We start from the raw sequence: 2,103 nt of genomic DNA, 5'->3' as shown, positions 1-2,103 counted from the left end.
GCAAGCGAAGAAGCCAGCGCTGCCATCCCCCCCTCTCCCACAACGTGGGAGCGGGGGACGGGGGGTGAGGGCCCCCCGGGGATAGCCGAAAATCCGATAGGCGAAAATTCGAGAGCCGAACCCAGCGCAAGCGAAGAAGCCAGCGCTGCCATCCCCCCCTCTCCCACAACGTGGGAGCGGGGGACGGGGGGTGAGGGCCCCCCCACGCCCCCCCACGCCCCTAGCACGCCACCGCCACCACCTCTTGGCAAGCCATTAGCGCATGTGCTACCGCTGCGTGAGACGACACGGCGCTTTTTGGCACCGATTGTGGGTCTTGATCCCGCGACGGTGCCGATCTATCGTGGGGCTGAGGCGGCGCAATTGGCGGCAGCATATGATGCGGAGGCGTTGACTGTGGATGGTGCGGTCTTCCTTGGCCCAGGCTATGCCGAGGATACGCCGGAGAGCTTGGGTTTGTTGGCGCACGAGTTGACCCATGTGGCTGAGAATAGGGAGCAGGGAGCAGGGAGCAGGGAGCAGAGTGCAGAGCGCAGAGAACAGAGCGCAGAGCGCAGAGAACAGAGAACAGAGAACAGAGAACAGGGAACAGAGAACAGGGAACAGAGAACAGGGAACAGAGAACAGAGAACAGGGAACAGAGAACAGGGAACAGAGAACAGAGAACAGGGAACAGAGAACAGAGAACAGGGAACAGAGCGCAGCGGATGGTGAGCAGCGGGCTGTGAGTAATGAACAGTTGGCGGTGAGCAGTGCGGCTGCGAGGGCTTCAGATGCTGGGGCTAGAAGTCCATTGCCTGCTGCTGGTGGGTTGCCTGCGCCCTCTCTGCCTAGACTGCTTGCTCGCTTTGTTGCTCCCACCGTCGTCCCTGAGATAGCCGACAGTCCGACAGCCGAACGTTCAAAAGCCGAACACGGCACACCCGCAGCAAGCGCCGCCGCCGTCGCTCCCACTCCCGCCATGCCAGAGCGGGAGACGGGGGGTGAGGGTCAGCCTGAGCCTCCCCAAGCTCGCTTTGTAGCACCTACCGTTGATCTTCGGCCCACTCACGAACCCGCCGCCCCACCTCCTGCGCCTCACGCCTCTGCGCCTCACGCCTCCGCGCCTCACGCCTCCGCGCCTCACGCCTCCGCGCCTCACGCCTCCGCGCCTCACGCCTCCGCGCCTCACGCCTCCGCGCCTCACGCCTCCGCGCCTCACGCCTCTTCGCCTCACGCCTCTTCGCCTCACGCCTCTTCACCTCACGCCTCCGCGCCTCACGCCCCCCCCGCCCCCACGCCGCCACGGGCCGTCTGGGGCAACTTGCCCGCTCCGTGGGAGCCGTTGCCCGCTTGGATGGGGGAGGGCCGTAGCGAGGCTGCAACCCCACCAGCAACACCGCCGGTTGTCTCTGAAGCAGAACGACCAACAGTTCCTGTGCTACCCACGTCCGCCGCGAAACCGGTTGCGCCTGCTGCGAAAGCAGCGCCGCTGGTTACGCCTACTGCGAAACTGGTTACACCTGCCGCGAAACCCGTTGCGCCGGTTGCCCAACCTAGTGCCCCTACACCCACCCGTGCCGCGTCATCCGCCTCTGTATCTCAAGGAACGACTGGGAACGCGCAGGCGACACCAGTGCAACGGGCGGCGACCAATCGCCCCTTGCAGGATCAGATGGCCCGTGCCCCGGTTGCAGCCCCCGATCCGCCTTCGCCCCCTCCACCCGCCCCCGATCTCGATGCACTGGCCCGCCAAATTTACCAACGGATTAAGCAACGTCTCGCTGCCGAGTTGCGGCGTAAAGGCTAATACCAGTTACGAGTGATGAGTGACGAGTGACAAGCAAGGTATACCTCATTGCACTACAATCTGACGTAATTTGCTATGCGGCATATTCAAGGGCAATTGGTATAAGGGAAGCAGAAATTGTTACGTATCCCAGCAGCCTGTCATGCTGAATAGTCCATGGGCGGGCATCGTAGTGCCGACTTTAGTCGGCTGAGGTCTTGGGCAACGATGGGAAGCCGACTAACGTCGGCACTACCTACGGCACAAACAGGAACGTTCCTACGCGCCTTCGCTCATGGTGGACAAAATGGGGCAATCAACAACATCCGCTTCCC

At 63.1% G+C, this 2,103-nt stretch carries 3 protein-coding genes; 2 read left to right on the top strand and 1 reads right to left on the bottom strand.

The features are described from left to right. The coding region (locus CJ255_RS24255; protein ID WP_124682055.1) for an eCIS core domain-containing protein at window positions 1–714 on the top strand (714 nt) is incomplete at its 5' end. 311 nt (window positions 715–1,025) lie between these two features. Here the strand turns inward: CJ255_RS24255 and CJ255_RS23900 are convergent. Then, on the bottom strand, window positions 1,026–1,241 hold the full coding sequence (locus CJ255_RS23900; protein ID WP_165774885.1) for a hypothetical protein: 216 nt from the start codon (window positions 1,239–1,241) through the stop codon (window positions 1,026–1,028). Window positions 1,242–1,303: 62 nt separating this feature from the next. Between CJ255_RS23900 and CJ255_RS23140 the strand changes: the two genes are divergently transcribed. Then, entirely contained in the window at window positions 1,304–1,789 is a 486-nt protein-coding gene (locus CJ255_RS23140; RefSeq protein WP_124682054.1) for a hypothetical protein, read from the top strand. Window positions 1,790–2,103 lie beyond the last annotated feature (314 nt).

This window comes from Candidatus Viridilinea mediisalina, assembly GCF_002532535.1.
Lineage (GTDB): Bacteria > Chloroflexota > Chloroflexia > Chloroflexales > Chloroflexaceae > Viridilinea > Viridilinea mediisalina.
This window is presented reverse-complemented; position numbering and strand designations above follow the sequence as displayed.